The organism is Kitasatospora sp. SC0581 (assembly GCF_048159585.1).
Taxonomy (GTDB): Bacteria; Actinomycetota; Actinomycetes; order Streptomycetales; family Streptomycetaceae; genus Kitasatospora.
Genome location: NZ_JBLRWA010000002.1, coordinates 358,165 through 376,346, shown reverse-complemented (window position 1 = coordinate 376,346; position 18,182 = coordinate 358,165). Strand labels below are relative to the sequence as shown.

At 72.2% G+C, this 18,182-nt stretch carries 16 protein-coding genes and 2 riboswitches; of the genes, 7 read left to right on the top strand and 9 right to left on the bottom strand.

Annotated features, from left to right (window positions below; genetic code table 11):
- The first annotated feature begins 143 nt into the window (after window positions 1-143).
- Window positions 144-1,514 carry a glycosyltransferase 87 family protein gene (locus ACLWS4_RS04810; RefSeq protein ID WP_079271759.1) on the top strand — a complete coding sequence of 457 codons (1,371 nt, stop codon included), beginning with the start codon at window positions 144-146 and terminating at the stop codon, window positions 1,512-1,514.
- Between the two features lie 18 nt (window positions 1,515-1,532).
- On the opposite strand, the gene ACLWS4_RS04805 is transcribed toward ACLWS4_RS04810, so the two are convergent.
- The 6 genes from ACLWS4_RS04805 to ACLWS4_RS04780 form a co-directional block, all read right to left on the bottom strand.
- Window positions 1,533-2,675: a hypothetical protein gene (locus ACLWS4_RS04805; RefSeq protein ID WP_416873435.1), complete on the bottom strand. Its 1,143-nt coding sequence runs from the start codon at window positions 2,673-2,675 to the stop codon at window positions 1,533-1,535.
- Window positions 2,676-2,728: 53 nt separating this feature from the next.
- Window positions 2,729-3,775 (bottom strand): C40 family peptidase, encoded by a 1,047-nt coding sequence (locus ACLWS4_RS04800; RefSeq protein ID WP_049651827.1) that lies wholly within the window; start codon window positions 3,773-3,775, stop codon window positions 2,729-2,731.
- A 227-nt stretch (window positions 3,776-4,002) separates the two neighbouring features.
- A complete protein-coding gene (locus tag ACLWS4_RS04795) occupies window positions 4,003-5,118 on the bottom strand; it encodes an NlpC/P60 family protein (RefSeq protein WP_049651828.1) in 1,116 nt (371 codons plus the stop codon).
- A 10-nt stretch (window positions 5,119-5,128) separates the two neighbouring features.
- Window positions 5,129-5,282, bottom strand: a riboswitch (cyclic di-AMP (ydaO/yuaA leader).
- A 338-nt stretch (window positions 5,283-5,620) separates the two neighbouring features.
- On the bottom strand, window positions 5,621-6,658 hold the full coding sequence (locus ACLWS4_RS04790) for a C40 family peptidase (protein WP_049651829.1): 1,038 nt from the start codon (window positions 6,656-6,658) through the stop codon (window positions 5,621-5,623).
- 200 nt (window positions 6,659-6,858) lie between these two features.
- Window positions 6,859-8,289 (bottom strand): NYN domain-containing protein, encoded by a 1,431-nt coding sequence (locus ACLWS4_RS04785; RefSeq protein WP_375874017.1) that lies wholly within the window; start codon window positions 8,287-8,289, stop codon window positions 6,859-6,861.
- Between the two features lie 138 nt (window positions 8,290-8,427).
- The gene (locus ACLWS4_RS04780) at window positions 8,428-8,691 is read right to left on the bottom strand and encodes a hypothetical protein (protein WP_049651830.1); all 264 of its coding nucleotides are present in this window, start codon (window positions 8,689-8,691) and stop codon (window positions 8,428-8,430) included.
- A gap of 201 nt (window positions 8,692-8,892) precedes the next feature.
- On the opposite strand from ACLWS4_RS04780, the gene ACLWS4_RS04775 reads away from it, so the two are divergent.
- Together ACLWS4_RS04775 and ACLWS4_RS04770 are read left to right on the top strand one after the other, a co-directional pair.
- A complete protein-coding gene (locus tag ACLWS4_RS04775) occupies window positions 8,893-9,675 on the top strand; it encodes a rhomboid family intramembrane serine protease (RefSeq protein WP_049651831.1) in 783 nt (260 codons plus the stop codon).
- A 41-nt stretch (window positions 9,676-9,716) separates the two neighbouring features.
- On the top strand, window positions 9,717-9,998 hold the full coding sequence (locus ACLWS4_RS04770; protein ID WP_049651832.1) for an Lrp/AsnC family transcriptional regulator: 282 nt from the start codon (window positions 9,717-9,719) through the stop codon (window positions 9,996-9,998).
- 3 nt (window positions 9,999-10,001) lie between these two features.
- On the opposite strand, the gene ACLWS4_RS04765 is transcribed toward ACLWS4_RS04770, so the two are convergent.
- From ACLWS4_RS04765 to ACLWS4_RS04755, 3 genes are all read right to left on the bottom strand, one after another.
- The gene (locus ACLWS4_RS04765; protein WP_416873434.1) at window positions 10,002-11,384 is read right to left on the bottom strand and encodes an aminotransferase class V-fold PLP-dependent enzyme; all 1,383 of its coding nucleotides are present in this window, start codon (window positions 11,382-11,384) and stop codon (window positions 10,002-10,004) included.
- A gap of 51 nt (window positions 11,385-11,435) precedes the next feature.
- Window positions 11,436-11,554: riboswitch (SAM riboswitch) on the bottom strand.
- Window positions 11,555-11,662: 108 nt separating this feature from the next.
- On the bottom strand, window positions 11,663-12,739 hold the full coding sequence (trpD, locus tag ACLWS4_RS04760) for an anthranilate phosphoribosyltransferase (RefSeq protein WP_107086441.1): 1,077 nt from the start codon (window positions 12,737-12,739) through the stop codon (window positions 11,663-11,665).
- A 115-nt stretch (window positions 12,740-12,854) separates the two neighbouring features.
- Complete coding sequence (locus ACLWS4_RS04755) at window positions 12,855-13,280, bottom strand: hypothetical protein (protein WP_049651834.1); 426 nt, start codon at window positions 13,278-13,280, stop codon at window positions 12,855-12,857.
- A 396-nt stretch (window positions 13,281-13,676) separates the two neighbouring features.
- On the opposite strand from ACLWS4_RS04755, the gene ACLWS4_RS04750 reads away from it, so the two are divergent.
- From ACLWS4_RS04750 to ACLWS4_RS04735, 4 genes are all read left to right on the top strand, one after another.
- A complete protein-coding gene (locus ACLWS4_RS04750; protein ID WP_416873433.1) occupies window positions 13,677-14,297 on the top strand; it encodes a cytochrome c oxidase subunit 3 in 621 nt (206 codons plus the stop codon).
- Between the two features lie 187 nt (window positions 14,298-14,484).
- A complete protein-coding gene (locus ACLWS4_RS04745; RefSeq protein WP_049651836.1) occupies window positions 14,485-15,294 on the top strand; it encodes a c-type cytochrome in 810 nt (269 codons plus the stop codon).
- 8 nt (window positions 15,295-15,302) lie between these two features.
- Entirely contained in the window at window positions 15,303-16,355 is a 1,053-nt protein-coding gene (locus ACLWS4_RS04740; protein ID WP_049651837.1) for a ubiquinol-cytochrome c reductase iron-sulfur subunit, read from the top strand.
- Window positions 16,352-18,013: a cytochrome b gene (locus ACLWS4_RS04735; protein WP_074000891.1), complete on the top strand. Its 1,662-nt coding sequence runs from the start codon at window positions 16,352-16,354 to the stop codon at window positions 18,011-18,013. The genes ACLWS4_RS04740 and ACLWS4_RS04735 overlap by 4 nt, the downstream gene beginning before the upstream one ends.
- Window positions 18,014-18,182: the final 169 nt, after the last annotated feature.

The window sequence follows — 18,182 nt, the reverse complement described above, 5'->3', positions numbered from 1 at the left end:
ACCCGCCGGGAACGGAACCGCGCACGGCAACCGTTTGACCCCCGGGTCAGTCCTAGTACCTAGGCCGTCGTCCAGCACGCGGCCCGGGCGTCCGTCGGTACGACGCCTCCGGTGGGGACGTCCGAGACGAACGAGGGAGCGCAGTGGAATTGGCCCCGGCCACCGAGCCCGGTTCTTCGCGCGGCCGCCTCGGCCGCCCGCTCGGGGCGCTCGCCGCGCTCGGCGCGACCTGGGTCGCCACCCGCGCCCTGCTGGTGCTGCTGGCGACGGGTGTGCTGAAGGCGCCCGGCGGCGACGTCACGGCGGACGTCTGGATGATCTACCACGCCTGGTACGGCGTGCTCCAGACCGGCACCTTCCCGTTCGACGACGTGACCTGGCAGTACCCGCCGGGCGCCGCCCTGGTGATCCTGCTGCCGGGCCTGCTGCCCTGGTCGTACCTGGTCTCGTTCTGGGTGATCTGCGGGATCGCCGACGCCGCCGCGGCCGCGCTGCTGGTGCGCACCGGCCTGCGCCGGGGCCGGGCGCTGACCGGCGCCTGGATGTGGGTGGTGGGCGTCCCGCTGCTCGGCCCGATGATCTACAACCGCTTCGACGTCATCGTCACCGCGGTCGCCCTGGCCGGCCTGCTGGCGCTGATCCGCCGCCCGGCGGTCGGCGGGCTGCTGCTGGGCCTGGGCGGCATCGTCAAGATCTGGCCGCTGATCGGCCTGATCGGCACCCCGTCGGGCCGCCGCACCCGCCGTTCCTGGACGCTGGCGGCGGCCACCGCCGTCTCGATCGGCTTCCTGCTGACGGCCGGGATGAACGGCGCCTTCGAGTTCCTGGCGTTCCAGAAGGACCGCGGCATCGAGGTGGAGTCGCTCGGCGCGCTGCCGCTGCACTTCGCCCGGATCGCCGACGCCTGGGACGGCAAGGTCACCATGAACTACGGCTCCCCCGAGATGCTCGGGCCGTGGGTCGACGTGATCAGCAAGGTCATGCTGGCCGGCACCCTGCTGGGCTTCGCCTGGCTGCTGCTGTGGCGCTACACCTCCAAGCGCCGCAGCGCGGCCACCATGTACGACGCCGCGCTGTGCGCGCTGCTGATCTTCGTGGTGACCAGCCGGGTGATCAGCCCGCAGTACCTGGTCTGGCTGGTCGGCGTCGCGGCGGTCTGCCTGACCGTGCGCAACAGCAGCCAGCGGCCGGTGGCGGTGCTGATCCTGCTCGCCTGCCCGCTGACCCTGGTCGAGTTCCCGACCATGTTCACCCAGGTCCTGGCCAGCGAGCCGGCGGCGGTCGCCGTCCTGGCCGCACGCAACCTGCTGCTGCTGGCCGCCGCCGTGCTCTCCTGCGTGCGGCTCTGGCGCTCCACCCGCGGCGAGGCGCCGCTGCCGCCGACCGTGGTGCTGGACCGCGAGCCCGCCGCGCTGCCGTCCGCCGGCTACCCGGTGCGCCCGGGCATCGCCTACGAGCAGGACCTGCTGGACGGCATCGACCACCCGGGCACCCCGGCCGAACAGCGCCGCTGACCTGCCCTCCCCGGCCGGTCAACCCTTCAGCGCCGCCACCTGCTCCAGCCAGAGCCGGGTGAACTCCGCCAGGCCGACGCCCAGTTCGCGGCGCATCAGCCGGTCGGTGCGGCGCTCCCGCTCCTCGCCCTGCCCGTCGGCCGCGCCGATCGCCCGGTAGAAGGCGACCAGCCGCTGCGGCCCGTGGGTGCGGCCGATCAGCTCGCAGGCCAGCCAGGACTGCTCGTAGGCCTGGGCGATGCCGGTGGCCCCGGCGGCGAAGTCCCGGTCGGCGGGCAGCGCGGCGGGCAGCTTCCCGGCGGCCACGTCCCGGGCCAGCTCGGGCGCGATCTGCTGCGGGCCGCGGCCCGAGTCCCGGTACGCCGTCCAGTCGGCGACGCCCTCGGAGAGCCACAGCGGGGTCCAGGCCCGGGTGTCGGCCCTGGTCGCGACGTGGGTGGCCTCGTGGGTGACCACCACCTGGCGGCCGAAGCCGCTGAGCCGCCCGTACGCCTCCGGGTTGACCAGCACCCGGTCCGCCGGGGTGTGCCAGGGCGCGCCGGGGGCGGCCACGGTGACCGCCGCCATGCCCGTCCAGCCGGCCGGGTCGCCCTCCAGCAGCCGGGCGAACTGCTCCTCGGTGGCCGGCCGCTCCAGCAGCAGCCGCTCCGGCCAGGCACCGCCCCAGACCTCGGTGACGGCGGGCACCGCCCGGTCCCCCACCGCGACCAGCTCGGCCTGGTCGGGTCCCGCGGCCGGCCCGACCACCAGGCAGTGCGCGCCCGGCGAGGACCGGAGCGGCCCGAAGTCCCACGGCGCGGGCGGCCCGGACGCGCTCTCCTCGCGCTCGACCCGCCAGCCGTCCCCGGCCCGTACCAGCCCGATCCGGCGCGGGTACACCACCGGGTGCTCGTCGTACCCGGCGATCCGCACCGCCAGGTCGGCGGCGGCGGTCACCCGCTCCCCGCCGGCGGCGCCGAGCACCAGGTTGCGGTACCCGGCCTCGGCCACCGGCAGCCCGGCCCAGGGCGGGGCCGAGCGCGCCCGCTCCGCCAGCGCGGCGGCCACCTCGGCGCGCCGGTCCACCGGCCGCCCCGCGGGCGCCGGCGGGGCGGCCGGCGGCAGCGACAGCTGGGCCAGCCCGCCGGCCGCGAGCAGCAGCGCGCCCCGCCGGGACAGCACGCGGCGGGGGCGACGTATGGCGGCGGGTCCGGCGGGGCCGGACGACGGGGCGCTCAGAGCCGGACCACCCCGGAGACCGGCATGGCGGTGACGCTCTCGTAGCGGACCCTGGCGCCCGGGCGGGGGGCGTGCACGATCACGCCGCCGCCGGCGTACATGCCGACGTGGTGCATGTCCCGGTAGAAGATCACCAGGTCTCCCGGTCGCGCTTCGGACAGGCTGATCCGCTGCCCGGCGTACGCCTGGGCCTGCGAGGTGCGCGGCAGGGTCACTCCGGCCTGCCGCCAGCTGTAGTACATCAGACCGGAGCAGTCGAACGCGTGCGGGCCGGTGGCCCCGTAGACGTACGGGGAGCCGATCATCCGCACCGCGGCGGCCAGCGCGGCCGCCCCGCGCTCGGAGGCGGGCGGGGCGGTACCGAGGTCCAGCCGGTCGGTGCCCCGGGTGGCGCGCTGCTCGGCGTCCCGGGCGTCCTGGACCGCCAGCCGGGCCCGCTCGACGGCGCCCAGGCCGTTCAGCAGCTTCTGCGCCCCGGCCAGCCGCTGCTGGACCTGCTGTTTGCTGTCGGCGAGCGAACGCCGGGTCCGGTCCAGCTCGGCGAGCTTGTCGGCCGCCTCGGTACGGCGCTGGTCGAGCCGGCGCTGGCGGGTGATCAGCTCGTGCAGGGTCTCCTGCTGGCGCACGGCGGCCTGGCCCTGGGTGCGGGCGCGGGCCAGGTAGCCCTCCGGGTCGGGCGAGAGGATGAGCTGGGCGGTCTGGGTCATCCCGCCGCCGCGGTACTCGGCCCCGGCCACCATCGCCAGGTCGCCGCGCAGCCCGTTGAGCTGGTCCTGGGCGAGGGCGATCTCGCCCTGGAGGATCGTGGTCTCGCCCTGGAGCCGCCGCTGGGCCTCCTGCGCGGCGTTGAACCTCTCGGACGCCTGCTCGGCCTCGTCGTACAGCTGCTCGACCTGCGTCTTGACGTCCTGACGGTCGCCCGGGTCGGGGCTGGCGGGGGCCGCCTGGGCGCTGCCTCCGGTGGCCGCGCCCAACGCGGTGGCGGCGGCCGCGGTCAGCACCAGCGCCCGGGTGAGCAGTTGGGAACGGCGGTGCACGGGCATGGCGGCAGCGGCTCCAATCCTGCGGCGCGGCCCCCGCCGCCGCACCGGGACGGGCGGCCGTCGAGCGGGAGTCCGGTGGCAGACGTTAGCGAGTCCGGGCAAGCGAGTCCAAACCCCTCCCAACCCGAATATTCACTCCCTAATCGGACATCAGATCGAGCCGCCGGAAAAGCCGCAGGCCCGGCCTCCCCTGGGGGAGACCGGGCCTGGAGACGTCCGAGCGGGGATCAGACCCGCACGATGCCGGTCAGCGGCATGTTGGTGACCGCCTCGTAGCGCACCGACGCGCCCGGCTTGGGCGCGTGCAGCACCTGGCCGTTGCCGGCGTAGATGCCGACGTGGTGGGCGTCGGTGTAGAAGATCAGCAGGTCGCCGGGCTGGGCCTTGGAGAGGTCCGTCCCGAGCCGGGTGCCGGCCGAGGCCTGCGCCTGCGAGGTGCGCGGCAGCGACACGCCGGCCTGGTTGTACGCCCAGACCATCAGACCGGAGCAGTCGAAGGAGCCCGGGCCGGTGGCGCCCCAGACATACGGGCTGCCGATCTTGGAGGCGGCGGCGGACAGCGCGGCGGCACCGCGCGAGCTGCCGGGGGCCACGTTCACCGGAGCGGTGGTCGTGGGGGCCGAGAGGCTGCCGCGGCTGTTGTCGCGGGAGGCGCGGTCGGCCTGCTGCTGCTGGGCCTGGGCGGCGTCGGCCTTGGCCTTGGCCTCGGCGGCGGCCTTCTCCTCGGCCTGGCGCAGCGCCTGGCGGTCCTGCTCGGTCAGCGTGTTGAGCAGGTCCTGGGCCGCCTTCAGCTTGCCCTGGACCTCGTCCTTGGAGGCCTTCAGCTGCTGGGTGGTCGACTCCAGCTCGGCGAGCTTGCCCTGGGCCTCGTTGCGGTCCTGGTCGAGCTTGCGCTGCTGCTCCTGGAGCTCCTTCAGCTGACCCTTCTGGGTGCTGCCGGCCTGGTTCAGCGCGTCGGCCTGGCTGAGGAAGCTGTCCGGGCTGGAGGAGAACATCAGCTGGACGGTGGGGGATATCCCCCCGTTGCGGTACTGCTCGCCGGCGATCTCGGCGAGGCCGCCCTGGAGCTCGGTGACCTGGGCCTGCTGACGGGCCACCTGGTCCTGCAGGCCGGAGACCTGCTTCTCCAGGTCCTGCTGCTTGGCCTGGGCGGCGTTGTAGTTCTCGGTCGCGACCTCGGCCTGCTCGTTGAGCTGGTCGACCTGCCCCTTGACCTGTTCCTTGGTCGGCTGCGGGTCCGCGTGGGCACCCTGCGCGGAGAGGACGACGGCTGCGGCGGCGACGCCGGTCAGGATCGAGACCCGGGCGCGGCCGGCGGGCTTGGGACGACGATGGGACGCCACGAAGGCGGACTCCTTCTTCCTACGGCCGCCTACCGGGTGAGCTGACGGGTTCGGGCCGGAAGCATGCCCTACGACGCCTCACGGCCGTTCCACCGGCCGACCTGGCGCCGATTCACCCCGGAGGAACGTGGTTCCCCGGCTCCGCTCCGCAGCGCCCCCTACCACTGGGCTCCCCTGTCGGACAGTCGCTTCGACCTGTCCCGCTGCCTTGCGAACTCGACGGTAACCACCGCCGCCACCCTGGCTGGGCGATCGACAGTGCGGTGGTTCGGAGCATGACCCTAGTAACTGAACCGTGATCGGTTCAAATCCTTGTCAGAAAAAAGACAGAAGATTACCCAAGTTCCTTTGTGAAAATGACCGATGGTGACCATTGACGCACACAAGGCTGATCGATTCTCACCATGTGGTCGTCGAAGGGCCGGAAACCCGAAACGCCACCCCGAACGGGGGTGGCGCTTTTCACAGGCCCCCGCGGAAGCCCCTCGGGCGTGTCGGGCCGTCAGACCCGGCGGATGGTGTTGATCGACATCGCGTCGGCCTTCATCACCTTCACCACGTCGCCGGTGTGCGGCGCGTGGACCACCATGCCGTTGCCGATGTACATCCCGACGTGGTGCATGTCGGGGCCGTAGATCACCAGGTCGCCCGGCTGGGCCTGGTCCAGCGAGGGGATCCGGGTGCCGTAGTGGCCCTGCTCCTGCGAGGTGCGCGGCAGCGAGACGCCCGCCTGCCCGTACGCCCAGACCATCAGGCCCGAGCAGTCGAAGGTGGTCGACCCGGTGGCGCCCCACACGTACGGCGAGCCCTGCTTGCTCATCGCCTTGGCCAGCGCCGTGGCCGCGTAGCCGCTGGCCGGCGGCAGGCTGCCGAGGTCGACCCGGTCGCTGCCGCGCGAGGCGCGGTCGTCCTGCGCCTGCTGGGCCCGCAGCGCGGCGCGGTCGGCGGAGCTCAGCGAGTTCAGCAGGTCCTGGGCGGCCTTCAGCTTGGTGTTGACGTCCGACTTGGCCTGGTTCAGGTCCTTGGTGGTGGTGTCCAGCGAGGCGAGCACGGCGGCCGCCTCGGTCTTCTCCTGGTCCAGCCGGCGCTGCTGGTCCAGCAGCCCCTTGAGCGCCTCGGCCTGACTGGTGCTGGCCTGCTGGACGGTGGAGGCCTTGTCCAGGTAGCCGGACGGGTCCGAGGAGAGCATCAGCTGGACGGACGGGTCGATGCCGCCGCTGCGGTACTGCTCGCCCGCCACCTCGGCGAGGCCGCCCTGGAGCTGGGTCATCTGCTCCTGGCCGCGGGCCACCTGGTCCTGCAGCTGGTCGGCCTGCTTGCGCAGCTGGTCGGCCCGCTCCTTGGCGCCGTTGTACTTCTCGGCCGCCTGCTCCTGCTCCTCCTGGAGCTGGTCGATCTGCGCCTTGACGTCCGTCTTGTTCGGCTGCGGCGCGGCGTGCGCGGCCACCTGGGCGGAGAGGGCGACCGCGGTCGCAGCGGCCGCGGTGAGCACGGAGATCCGTGCGCGGCTCGGCTGCTTGGGACGGCGGTGGGAGGCCAAGGGACCGGCTCCTTCTTCCAACGGGCTCACCTGATGGGATGAGATTCCGGAAAATAGGTTTGACGCCAGACCCTAGTGAAGATCTATCCGTTTTGCCACTCCCCCGAAGGCGTGAACTCCGGTCCCCACACTGACTTCACCGGACTCGCACAATGCTCCGAAACAGGCCCTGACCAGGCATCATGCGAACCTCCCCGGGTTCAGGGCCGGGCCAGCCGGTTCAGCAGCAGCACCGACGCCACGGGGCGCGCGCCCGCCTTCCGCACGCCCTCCGCGACCTCCCGGTCGGTGGACACCACCACCACCGGACGGCCCTGCGGCTCGGCCCGCACCAGACGGCGGATCAGCTCGTCGGCCGTCTCCCCGGTCCGGCTGAACCGCACCCGGACCCCGCGCGGTGGCGCCATGATCACCGGGACGTCCAGGTCCTGCCCGTCGAACACGCAGGTGACCTCCGCCTGGGTCCGCTGGGCCAGCATCGCCAGCCCGCCCAGCAGCCGGATCCGCTGCTGCTCCAGCGGCAGCGTCGGATAACCGGTCTTGGTCACGTTGTAGCCGTCCACCACCAGGTGCACCTGGGGGATCGCCAGCAGCTGGTCCAGCAGCGCCGGATCGTCCTCGGCCAGCCCGCGCCGGGCCACGTCGTGCGGCGAGGCCGCCCCCGGCACCACCGCCTCCACCAGGTCCGCCGGGCGGATCTGGGCGACCGGCAGCGCCAGCTCCCGCTGGAGCCCCTGGGCCGACTGCAGCACGGTGTCCAGCAGCAGCCGCAGCCGCATGTCCTCGACGCTGCGCCCCTCGCGGGCCGAACGGCGACCCTGCTCGGCCGCGTTCTCCAGCTCCAGGACCCGGTGCCGGAGCCGGCGCGCCTCGCTCTCGGCCGCGCCGCGCTCGGCCGCGGCCTGCGCCTTCAGCGCGTCCAGCTCGCCGGCCACCCGGCGGGTCTCGGCCTGGGCCCGGCGGGTGTCGCTCTCCAGCGACCGCACCCTCTTGCGCAGCGACTCGGCCTCCCTGCGGACGCCGTCGGACTCGGCCCGCTGCCGGTCCGCGTCCGCCCGCGCGGAGGCCCGCACCTCGGCCAGCTCGGCCTGCAGCTTCTCCACCAGCCGGACCGCCTCCGCGGCCGCGTCCTCGGCACCGGCCCGCTCGGCCTCCTCGCCGGCCTCGGCCACCAGCCGGCTCCAGCCCGTCGAACGCACCAGGTAGGCGGCGGCCGCGACGTCCATCGGATCGGCCGCGCTCGGGACGGTGCCCGACTCCAGCGCCTTCACCAGGTCCGGCTGCCCGAGACGCAGCCGCTCCGCTATCCGCACCCGGAAGGCCGGCTCCGCCTCCAGCGCCGCCGCCAGCGCGGTGGCCGCGTACTTGGCCCGCCGCGCCGGGGTGAACTTGACGTACTGACGCAGGCTCTGCGGGAGCTCGGCCGGCGGCACCCCGCCGAGCGCGTCCGAGGCCAGGCCGACCACCCGACGGCGCACGCCCTCGGGCAGCGGCCGGTCGAGCTTCTCGACGGCGCGCTCCGCCGCGGACCCGGAGGCGCCGTCCGCCGTCCCGGCAGCCTCGGCCGGGGCCTCGGCCGCAGCGGGCTGAAGCCCCTGGGCTGCGCCGGGCTCCTTCGCTGCGTCCACCACGTCCTCGGCTCCGATCCTGGTCCAGCGGGGCACGGCCGCGGCCGCCCCCCGTCGGCACGCTCCGTGCGTCCTGTTCTGTATTGTCCCGTGCGGCGCGGGCGGGTGCGCCGCGCATCCACCCCGCCGCCGCGGCGGGGATCAGCCCTGGTCGGCGGGGGCCTGCGTCTCCTCGGCGCCCGGACGGGCCACCAGCTCGACCTGGTCCACCGCGTTGCACCAGCGGCAGCGCACCGACTCGACGGTCTCGCTCAGCACCTCGGTCTCCTCGACCTTGGACTCGCCGGCCAGGTCGAAGTGCAGGAACTCGGTCACCCGCGCGGTGCGGGTCACGTCGAAGCGGGTGAGGTTGCCGCACAGGGTGCAGCGCCAGCGCGTCTCGGCGGTCAGAGCGGGGACGGTCATCGGGGGTCCTCTCGGGTGGTCCCTGGGTGGGGCAGGCGCTCCCCCCGGAGCCCCGGCGTCGGCGGCGGGAGGCGGGAATGCCCGCCCCAAGCCTATTGCCTGGGGCAACCGTCGCGACCACCGGTTGCCTGAACACCCGGGCTAGTCCACCTGCCGTAAACCGCCGTGTCACCTGCGGCGCCCGGAGGGATGCTTGGCCGCATGGCGCTCGCGGTCCCCGACCACACCGCCGCCCGGGGCGGCCGCCCGGCGGCGACCGCCCCCGTGGTCAGCTACGCCCTGATCGCCCTCAACACCCTGGTCTTCCTGCTCGGCCCGGCCGCGGGGCTCAACCCGCTGTACGGCACGGGCCAGGCCCGGGTCTGCGCGGAGCAGCGGTACGAGCAGCGCTGGGGCGCCGTCCCGGCCGAGGTGCTGGCCGGACGGCCGCTGACCGCCGAACAGCTCGCCGAGGCCCCCGACCCGGTCCCCGGCTGCCCGGCCGCCCCGACCCCGGGCAAGCGCCCGGCGCTGTCCGTCCTCACCGGGCTCTTCCTGCACGCCGGCTGGCTGCACCTGCTCGGGAACCTGCTCTTCCTCCAGGTCTTCGGCCCCACCGTCGAACGGCGGCTGGGCCGGGCCCGGTACGCCGTCTTCTACCTGGCCGCCGGCAGCCTGACCACGTACGGCTTCGCGCTCGCCGAGGCGCACTCGCCGAACTCCACCCGGGTGCTCATCGGGGCCTCCGGGGCGATCGCCGCCGCCCTCGGGGCCTACCTGCGCCTCCACCCCCGGGCCCGGGTGACCACCCTCGTCCCGCTGCTGTTCTTCCTGCCGCTGCGCTTCCCGGCCTGGCTGGTGCTCGGCCTCTGGTTCGTCCTGCAGTGGTGGTCGGTGCACGCGGCCGGCCCCGGGGTGGCGTACCTGGTCCACGTGATCGGCTTCTCGGCCGGGTTCCTCTACGCCTGCACCGTGGTCCGCCACCCCCCGCGACGACCGGGCTGACGCCCGATACGCTGGCGGCACCCCACAAAGGAGCCCGAACTGTGATCACCGCCATCGTCCTGATCAAGACCAGTGTCGACCGCATCCCGGAGATCGCCGAATCCATCGCCGCCATCGACGGCGTGAGCGAGGTCTACTCGGTGACGGGGGGCTACAACCTGGTGGCGATGGTGCGGGTGCGCCGGCACGACGACCTGGCCGAGGTCATCCCGGGCCGGCTCAACAAGGTCCCGGGCGTGGCCCACACCGAGACCCAGATCGCCTTCCGCACCTACTCCCAGCACGACCTGGAGGCCGCCTTCGCCCTCGGCCTGGACGAGTAGCGGTCAGCCCTCGGCGCGCCGGCCCCGCTCGACCTGCACGGTGGCGACGCAGCGCCCGCCCTCGTTGCGGTAGTTCCACGCCGCGCCCTCCGTGACCAGCTCCCGGACGGCGGTCAGGAAACGGTCGACGTGCTCGTCCGGCGTCCCGGCACCGAAGCTCACCCGGATCGCGTTCAGGCTGCGCTCGCCCGGCAGCGACGGCTCGGGCGCACCACACTCGGACGGTGCCTCGTCCTCGTCGCCCAGCAGCGTGCGCACCAGCGGGTGGGCGCAGAACAGGCCGTCGCGCACCCCGATGCCGTACTCGGCGGACAGCGCGGCGGAGAAGTGCGAGCTGTTCCAGTCCCGGACGACGAAGGACAGCACGCCCACCCGGGCGGAGCCCTCGCCGAACAGGTTCAGCACCTTGACCTGCGGGATCTCGGCCAGCCCGGCCGTCAGCCGGGCGATCAGCTGCTGCTCGCGGGCCTCCAGCCCGTCGAAGCCGGCCTCGGTCAGCGCCCGGCAGGCCGAGGCGATCGCGTAGGCGCCGATGACGTTCGGCGAGCCGGCCTCGTGCCGGGCCGGGCCGGTGTGCCACTGCACGGCCACCGAGCCGTCGGCCTCCCGGGCCACCGTCCGGGTCGCCCCGCCGCCGGCCAGGTACGGCTCGGCCGCGTCCAGCCAGTCCGCCCGGCCGGCCAGCACCCCGGCGCCGAACGGCGCGTAGATCTTGTGGCCGGAGAAGGCGATCCAGTCGACGTCCAGCTCACGCACCGAGACCCGGTGGTGCGGCGCCAGCTGGGCGGCGTCCAGCACCACCCGGGCGCCGTGCCGGTGCGCGGTCGCGGTCAGCTCGGCGACCGGCCACAGCTCGCCGGTCACGTTGGAGGCGCCGGTGACGCAGAGCAGCTTGGGGCCCTCGGGCGTCTCGGCGAGCGCGGCGTCCAGCGCGGCCACCGCCTCGGCCCGCGAGCGCGGCGCCCGCAGGTAGGTGACGTCCAGTCCGGCGTGCGCCCAGGGCAGCAGCGAGGCGTGGTGCTCGGTCTCGAAGGCGAACACCCGGGTGCCGGCCGGGACGGCGGAGGCCAGCAGGTTGAGCGAGTCGGTGGTGGCCCGGGTGAAGACCACCTGGTCGCCCTCGCGCAGGTCGAGGAACTCGCCGACGGTGCGGCGGCTCTGCTCGAACAGGTCGGTGGACAGCTGGGAGAGGTACCCGGCCCCGCGGTGGACGCTGCCGTAGTACGGCGCGTAGGCGGCGACGTCGTCCCACACCCGCTGGAGCGCCGGCGAGCTCGCCGCGTAGTCGAGCGCCGCGTAGCCGACCTTCTCACCGCTGGCGAGCGGGACCTGGACGTCGGCGCCGAGGACGGCGAGCGGGGTGCGGATTTCGGTGGCCAGAGACATGGGGATGCACTCCTTCTGGGGCAAGGGACCCCGGGAGTGCTAGTCGTCGGGCGTCCGCGCTTGTCGCACGGACGGCTTGCCGTGACGACCCGGTCCTCACCCAGGGCACCCCGCCACGGACGGAGGGTTGCCGGACAGCCAGCTGGGGCTTGGCGCTGTCACTCATGACCTGGCGAAGACTCTAGGCCGGGTCCACCGGGTGGTCAAACGGGCATCCAGCATCCGGACAGCACGGGAGCCCGCACCGGCGTACCGGCACGGGCTCCCCAACTACCGCCTCAGGCCCGGCTGGTGGCCTCCGACCAGCGCCGCAGCAGGTCCTGCGCGGCACCGGAGTCGATCGCCTTCGCGGCCCGCTCCATGCCGGCCGCCAGCTGCTCGGTGAGCGGCGCGTCGCCCAGCTCCAGCGCGACCAGCGCCGCCGCCGTGTTCAGCAGGACGGCGTCCCGCACCGGCCCGTGCTCGCCGGCCAGCAGCCGCCGCGCGACCTCGGCGTTGTACGAGGCGTCCGCCCCGCGCAGCGCCTCGATGCCGACCAGCTCGATGCCCACGTCCCGCGGGTCGAAGGTGGACTCGGTGACGACCCCGTCGCGCACCAGCCAGACCTGCGAGGTGGTGGTGATGGTCAGCTCGTCCAGCCCGTCGTCGCCGCGGAAGACCAGCGCCGTGGCGCCCCGCCGGGCCAGCACCCCGGCGATCAGCCCGGACAGCCGGGTGTCGAAGCAGCCGATGGCGTGCGCGGTGACCTTGGCCGGGTTGGTCAGCGGGCCGAGGATGTTGAAGGCGGTCGGCACCCCGAGGTCGCGCCGCGCGGTGGCGGCGTGCCGCATCGAGGGGTGGAACTTCGCCGCGAAGCAGAAGGTCAGCCCGACCTCCTCGGCCACCTCGGCGACCCGCCGGGGGGAGAGGTCCAGCGCCACCCCGAGCTTCTCCAGCACGTCCGAGGAGCCGCTGGTCGAGGAGGCCGACCGGTTGCCGTGCTTGACCACCTTGGCGCCGGCGGCCGCCGCGACGATCGCCGACATGGTGGAGATGTTGACGGTCTTCGCCCGGTCCCCGCCGGTGCCGACGATGTCCACCGCCGGGCCGGGGATCTCCAGCGGCTCGGCGTGCGCGTACATCGCGTCGACCAGGCCGGCGATCTCCTCGACCGACTCGCCCTTGGCCCGCAGCGCGATCATGAACCCGGCCACCTGGACGGGGGACGCCTCGCCGCTCATGATCCGGTCCATCGCCCACGCGGTGGACGAGCGGTCGAGGTCCTCCCCCTGCAACAGTGCCGCCAGGAGGTCCGGCCAGGTGCGGACCACCTGCGCGGGGTCGCTACCGCCGTTCGCAGGGTTCACGTTCACCATGGCTGACTCCAGCTGTTGTCGGTTCCCCGCTCCGGGGACGTCCGTACGGATGGAGCCAGCCTATCGAGCGGAGCGCCCGCTTCTACCCCTGTCTTTCCTACTCCTGGCGCGGATTTCAGCGGACGGCCGGAGTCCGCTTCGCCAGCCGGTCCCGCAGCAGGGTGGCGACCGCCCCGGCCAGCGCCACCGGCTCCACCGGACGGGAGATCGCGGCGTCGGCCCGGCTCCAGGCGGCCAGCCAGGAGTCCTGCGGCCGGCCGATCAGCACCAGGACCGGCGGGCAGCCGTAGATCTCGTCCTTGAGCTGGCGCCCGAGGCCCAGCCCGCCGGCCGGAACGGCCTCGCCGTCCAGCACGCAGAGGTCCACTCCCCCCTTCTCCAGTGCCTTGAGCACCGCGGGGGTGGTCGCGCACTCCAGGTAGGACAGTTCCGGAAGGTCCTCGGCAGGGCGGCGGCCGAGCGCCGTCAGCACCTGCTCGCGGGTGTTGCGGTCGTCGCTGTAGACGAGGACGGTGAGCGTCTCATCGGTCGTGTACGCCATGGGCCCTGCTCCCTCAAGTGTGATCCGGACCACGTTCGCCTGATCCGGATGCTACTCCCGATCACCCCCCGCCGAGTCCCCCTCGCGCACGTTCCTCCTCAAGCCGCCGTGCCCTGGACTCACCCGCCTGGAGGACGGCCCGTCACCCGACCCCGCCCGGTCCACCCGTACGGCTCACCCGGACGCCCTCCCCCCTACCTCCCTCGGCTACTCCGACCGTGCACCGGCGCGCCGGGCAACGGGGTCCAGGCTCCTCCGAGGAACCATCAGAAAAGGGACACGCCGCTGCTCACCCCCCGTACGGACACCCCGTCGCCCCCCAAGCGGGCATACCGCACGCACCGGACACTCCGAGGGACACCCCCCGACGTGAAGACGGAATAAGGGACCGACATAATGTCCGTCGTGGCGACAGCAACAGCAGTAGAAACCGGGCACGCGCACGGATCGGTCAACCGGCCGAACATGGTCAGCGTCGGAACGATCGTCTGGCTCAGTTCCGAGTTGATGTTCTTCGCGGCCCTCTTCGCGATGTACTTCACGCTCCGCTCCGTCAAGGAGCCGGAGTTCTGGACCGAGAAGGCCCACGCCCTCAACGTGCCCTTCTCCTCGGTCAACACCACGATCCTGGTGCTCTCCTCGCTGACCTGTCAGCTCGGCGTGTTCGCCGCCGAGCGCGGAGACGTGAAGAAGCTCCGGGCGTGGTTCATCCTCACGTTCGCCATGGGCGCGGTCTTCATCGGCGGCCAGGTCTTCGAGTACACCGAGCTGGTCAAGAAGGACGGCCTGTCGCTGTCCTCCGACCCGTACGGCACGGTGTTCTACCTGACCACCGGCTTCCACGGGCTGCACGTGACGGGTGGTCTGATCGCCTTCCTGCTGGTCCTGGGACGGACGTACGCAGCCAAGCGCTTCACGCACGAGCAGGCCACCGCCGCGATCGTCGTGTCGTACTACTGGCACTTCGTCGACGTCGTGTGGATCGGCCTGTTCGCGACCATCTACCTGATCAAGTAACCAGCTGATCAGGTCGCTGGCCACCGGCTGCGGCCCCCGCCCTCACCGGCGACGGGCCGCTTCTGCCGGTGCCGACGCTCCCACCGACCGACCGCGCGCGCAGCCCTAGACAGGCAGCCTCGTGCCGGCCAGACCGGCCGCCGGGTGCACCCACCAGTCGACCAGATCCTGACACCGGGGTTATTCCGTGAAAAAGCTCTCCGCACGACGGCGCCACCCATTGGCGGCGCTGGTCGTCCTACTTCTCGCCCTGGCGGCAACCGGGGGGCTGTACGCCGCGTTCGCGCCCGCCGACAAGGCGCAGGCCGACGTCGCCGCGCAGTCGCTCGCGATCGATGAGGGCAAGAAGCTCTTCGCCGTGGGCTGCTCCTCCTGCCACGGCCTGAACGGCCAGGGCAGCAGTGACGGTCCGAGCCTGGTCGGCGTCGGCTCCGCCGCTGTCGACTTCCAGGTCGGCACCGGCCGCATGCCGGCCCAGCAGCCCGGCGCCCAGGTCCCGCGCAAGAAGAACATCTACTCGCAGGCGGAGATCGACCAGCTCGCCGCCTTCGTCGCCTCCCTCGGTCCCGGCCCGGTGACCCCGACGGAGGAGCAGTTCACCTCGACCAACCCCGAGGACGTCTCCAAGGGTGGCGAGCTGTTCCGCACCAACTGCGCCCAGTGCCACAACTTCGCCGGCCAGGGTGGTGCCCTGACCAAGGGCAAGTACGCCCCCTCGCTGGAGGGCGTGGACGCCAAGCACATCTACGAGGCCATGCAGACCGGCCCGCAGAACATGCCGTCGTTCCCGGACACCACCATGCCCGAGGAGCAGAAGAAGCAGATCGTGGCCTTCGTCCGCCACACCACCAACGATGAGCCCAACCCCGGCGGTCTCACCCTGGGCAGCCTCGGTCCGGTGACCGAGGGTCTGTTCGGCTGGATCTTCGGCCTCGGCACGCTCATCGCGGTCGCGATCTGGGTCGCCGCCCACACCACCAAGGCCAAGAAGTCATGAGCCACGACATGTCAGAAGAGAAGCTCCCGGAGCCGCACGGCTCCGCCGGCGAGGTGGCCGACCACGGCAGCCCGTTCGCCGACCCGGGCCTGCCGGCCCACGAGCCCCGTCGCACCGACATCGACGAGAAGGCCGCGTCGCGTGCCGAGCGCCAGGTCTCGCTGATGTTCGTGGTCTCGATGCTCGCCACCGTCGGGTTCATCGCCTCGTACGTGGCCATCGACCCGGACAAGATCGTCTACATCTTCCCGCTCGGTCACGTCAGCGCGCTGAACTTCGCGCTCGGCCTGACCCTGGGCGTCGCGCTGTTCATGATCGGCGCGGGTGCGGTCCACTGGGCCCGCACGCTGATGTCGGACGTCGAGCTGCCCGCCGAGCGTCACCCGATCGAGGCTTCCGACGAGGTCCGCAACGACGTCATCGAGCAGTTCAAGACCGGTGCCGCCGAGTCCGGCTTCGGCCGCCGCAAGATGATCCGCAACACCCTGATCGGCTCCATGGCGCTGGTCCCGCTCTCCGGCGTGGTCCTGCTCCGTGACCTTGGCCCGCTTCCCGAGAAGAAGCTCAAGGAGACCGGTTGGAAGGAGGCGACCGAGACCAAGCCGCTGCAGCTCATCAACATGAACACCATGCAGCCGATGAAGCCCGAGGACATCATCGTCGGCTCGCTCACGTTCGCCATGCCGGAGGGCCTGTCCACGCACAGCGAGGACTTCCAGCAGCGGATCGCCAAGGACGCCCTGATGCTGGTCCGCATCGCGCCCGAGGACATCAAGGACGACAAGTCCAAGGAGCTGGGTTTCGAGGGCATCCTCGCCTACTCCAAGATCTGCACCCACGTCGGCTGCCCGATCAGCCTGTACGAGCAGCAGACCCACCACGCGCTCTGCCCCTGCCACCAGTCGACCTTCGACCTGGCGGACGGCGCCCGCGTGATCTTCGGCCCGGCCGGCCACCCGCTGCCGCAGCTGAAGATCATCACTGACGAGAAGGGCAACCTGGTCGCCACCGGCGACTTCGCGGAGCCCGTCGGCCCGAGCTACTGGGAGCGTGCTCGATGAGTAGCGCGAGCAGCACCACGACCGGTGCCGCCAAGCCCTCCAGCACGCGTGAAAAGCCCGCCAACAAGTGGGAAGCCGCGGCTGACTGGACTGACGGCCGGCTGGGGATCTACTCCCTCGCCAAGGCCAACCTGCGGAAGATCTTCCCGGACCACTGGTCCTTCATGCTGGGCGAGATCTGCCTCTACACCTTCGTCATCATCATCCTGACCGGCGTCTACCTGACGCTGTTCTTCAAGCCCTCGATGGCCGAGGTCGTCTACGACGGCTCGTACGTGCCGCTCAAGGGCATCCCGATGTCGGAGGCCTACGCCTCCACGGTGGACATCAGCTTCGAGGTCCGCGGCGGTCTGCTGATCCGGCAGATCCACCACTGGGCCGCCCTGGTCTTCGTGGCCGCGATGCTCGTCCACATGATGCGCGTGTTCTTCACCGGCGCGTTCCGCAAGCCGCGTGAGATCAACTGGGTCTTCGGCTTCCTGCTGCTGATCCTGGGCATGTTCGACGGCTTCTTCGGCTACTCCCTGCCGGACGACCTGCTGTCGGGCACCGGTATCCGCTTCATGGAAGGCGCGATCCTCGCCGTCCCGCTGATCGGCACCTACGTCCAGATGTTCCTGTTCGGGGGCGAGTTCCCCGGCCACGACATCGTGCCGCGGTTCTTCACCATCCACGTGCTGCTGATCCCGGGCATCATGCTCGGCCTGCTGGTGGCCCACCTGATCCTGGTCTTCTACCACAAGCACACCCAGTGGGCGGGCCCGGGCAAGACCGAGAAGAACGTCGTCGGCATGCCGCTGATGCCGGTCTACATGGCCAAGGCCGGTGGCTTCTTCTTCCTGGTGTTCGGCCTCATCGCCGTCATCTCGGCGATCGCCACGATCAACCCGATCTGGGCGTACGGCCCGTACCGTCCCGACCAGGTGTCCACCGACGCCCAGCCCGACTGGTACATGGGCTTCTCCGAGGGCCTGATCCGGATCATGCCCGGCTGGGAGATCAGCGTCTGGGGCGGCCACACCCTCAACCTGGGTGTCATGGTCCCGCTGGCGATCTTCCCGCTGGTCCTGGTCTCGATCGCGGCCTACCCGTTCATCGAGGGCTGGATCACCGGCGACAAGCGCGAGCACCACATCCTGGACCGCCCGCGCAACGCCCCGGTCCGCACCGCCCTGGGCGCCGCCTGGATCAGCCTCTACCTGATCCTGCTGATGGCCGGTGGCAACGACCTGTTCGCCACCCACCTGCACCTGTCGATCAACTCGGTCACCTACTTCGTCCGCGTCGGCTTCTTCGTCGTCCCGGTCGTCGTCTTCATCATCACCAAGCGCTGGTGCCTCGGCCTCCAGCGCCGTGACAAGGAGAAGGTGCTGCACGGCCGCGAGTCGGGCGTCATCAAGCGCCTGCCGCACGGCGAGTTCGTCGAGGTGCACACCCAGCTGCCGCAGAAGGACCTGTACAAGCTCACCGCGCACGACCAGAACCAGCCGGTCGAGCTGCCGGCCCAGACGGACGAGAACGGCGTGGCCCGCAAGGCCGGCGTCGTCACCCGCACCCGGGCCAAGCTCTCCCGCGGCTTCTACGGCGAGGGCAGCCAGATCCCCAAGCCGACCGCCGAGGAGCACCACGAGATCACCAGCGGCCACGGCCACCACTGATCCCGTAGGCACCACCGCGTCACCCCGAGGGCCGCTGACCAGAGTTCTGGTCGGCGGCCCTCGGGCCTGTCCGGCGCATCTTGTCGGATCAGACCGCGGCGTCTGAGTGCGTGCATCGCAAGGCGGAGGAGGGAGCCACTGCGGAGCATTGGCGACCGACGACAACGCC

Coding starts and splice junctions, on each gene's coding strand:
- ACLWS4_RS04800 (WP_049651827.1), bottom strand. CDS start 3,775: ATGCCCGTGCACCGCCGTTCCCAACTGCTCACCCGGGCGCTGGTGCTG.
- ACLWS4_RS04780 (WP_049651830.1), bottom strand. CDS start 8,691: ATGACCGTCCCCGCTCTGACCGCCGAGACGCGCTGGCGCTGCACCCTG.
- ACLWS4_RS04775 (WP_049651831.1), top strand. CDS start 8,893: ATGGCGCTCGCGGTCCCCGACCACACCGCCGCCCGGGGCGGCCGCCCG.
- ACLWS4_RS04765 (WP_416873434.1), bottom strand. CDS start 11,384: ATGTCTCTGGCCACCGAAATCCGCACCCCGCTCGCCGTCCTCGGCGCC.
- trpD (WP_107086441.1), bottom strand. CDS start 12,739: ATGGTGAACGTGAACCCTGCGAACGGCGGTAGCGACCCCGCGCAGGTG.
- ACLWS4_RS04755 (WP_049651834.1), bottom strand. CDS start 13,280: ATGGCGTACACGACCGATGAGACGCTCACCGTCCTCGTCTACAGCGAC.
- ACLWS4_RS04750 (WP_416873433.1), top strand. CDS start 13,677: ATGTCCGTCGTGGCGACAGCAACAGCAGTAGAAACCGGGCACGCGCAC.
- ACLWS4_RS04740 (WP_049651837.1), top strand. CDS start 15,303: ATGTCAGAAGAGAAGCTCCCGGAGCCGCACGGCTCCGCCGGCGAGGTG.
- ACLWS4_RS04735 (WP_074000891.1), top strand. CDS start 16,352: ATGAGTAGCGCGAGCAGCACCACGACCGGTGCCGCCAAGCCCTCCAGC.